2 pseudogenes are annotated in these 1,464 nt (G+C 47.5%); one reads left to right on the forward strand and one right to left on the reverse strand.

The features are described from left to right. A pseudogene (locus tag ACRRUX_RS20505) lies at window positions 1-809 on the reverse strand (IS3 family transposase); the annotation flags it as partial. Window positions 810-1,179: 370 nt separating this feature from the next. On the opposite strand from ACRRUX_RS20505, the pseudogene ACRRUX_RS20510 reads away from it, so the two are divergent. Next, window positions 1,180-1,450 (forward strand): annotated as a pseudogene (locus ACRRUX_RS20510) (transposase); the annotation flags it as partial. Window positions 1,451-1,464 lie beyond the last annotated feature (14 nt).

The following is a 1,464-nucleotide window of genomic DNA, read 5'->3' on the forward strand; positions in this document are numbered from 1 at the left end:
TGCTTTAATCGCCAACTCAGCGTCTGGTTTATTTGACAGCGCCCAGCCAACAACACGTCGACTATACAAGTCCATAACCGTCGCCAGATAACACCAGCGACTGCCGACCCAGATGTAAGTGATATCGCCACACCAGGACTGATTCGGGATACTTGGAGCAAAGTCCCGAGCTAATCTGTTAGGAATATCCGGTCGCTCAATCGTGGCGACTTTATATGCGTGAGAGCCTGGTTGTTTACATATAAGCCCCAACTCTTTCATGAGACTACGTACTCGATAACGACCAATCTGCTCCCCTTGTTCACGCAACATAGAAACCAGCGTTCGGCTGCCTGCAGAAGAGCGACTTTCTGTGAATAAGCGATTAACCTCGCTGCGTTGATGCAGTCGCTGTGCATTCACCAAGCGTTTGCGGCTCAAGTAGCCATAAAAGCTGGATGGTGCGATATCAAATACTGAACAGACCAATTCCACAGTCTCCTGCCCTCTCAACTGGTCTATCAGCGCGTACGTTCGAGTTCGTCCTGCATCAAGAGAGCGGTTGCCTTTTTTAAGATGGCTTTCTCTCGCTCCAGACGATTAATCCTGGCCTCAAGTTCCTGAATCTTTTGCTGCTCAGGCGTCAAGGCCTTGCTCACTGGCGTTGAGCCACCGCGTTCGGCTTCCAACTGATTGACCCAGCGTCTGAGTGCAGTCTCACCGATATCCAGGGAACGACTGGCCTCTGGGATGGAATAACCTTGGTCCAGTACCAAACTGGCCGCTTCAAGTTTGAACTCTGGTGTAAAGGAACGTCTTTTTCTGGTCATGAAACACCTCTTAATCAAGTGGCAACTTTACCACCTAAAATGGTGTCCGGATTCATTAGACCACTACACAAAACGTCACATTACCCATCAATCTGATGGCGCAGCCTGAATTGCCCAACTACCAACAACTGGCCGATTGGGGGATCAGTCGCATCAGCATGGGGAACTGGCTATACGAATGCAGAGATTTAGGTATCCCACAAATTCTGAAACAAATTAAAGAAACCAATAATGCGGGAATATTGTTTAATTAAGGTTGCCAATAGCGACTGATTGAGACTATCAATATAGATAAATTTATCAGTCCCAAGATTCCGAAACCAATGAATATATACACCGATAAAGCATTCCCAGTCACGATGTGATCGGGGTGATGGATGGTGCGGGTTGGCACACCAATGATATTGCCGTTGATATCCCGAACCTGTCGATACTCAAATTGCCACCGTATTCCCCCGGAGCTCAACCCCATCGAGCAGGTATCGAGTTGGCTACGTCAACATCATCTCGCTAATCACTGTTTCAAAGGATATCAGGACATAGTGGATGTTTGCAGTCAGGCTTGGAACAACTTCGTCAGTTGCACAAAACGCGTGATAAAAATGTATTCGAGAGACTGGGCAAGGATGACTGAACTTTAATGCGGAATGGTATA

This window comes from Shewanella sp. GXUN23E, assembly GCF_050865035.1.
Lineage (GTDB): Bacteria > Pseudomonadota > Gammaproteobacteria > Enterobacterales > Shewanellaceae > Shewanella.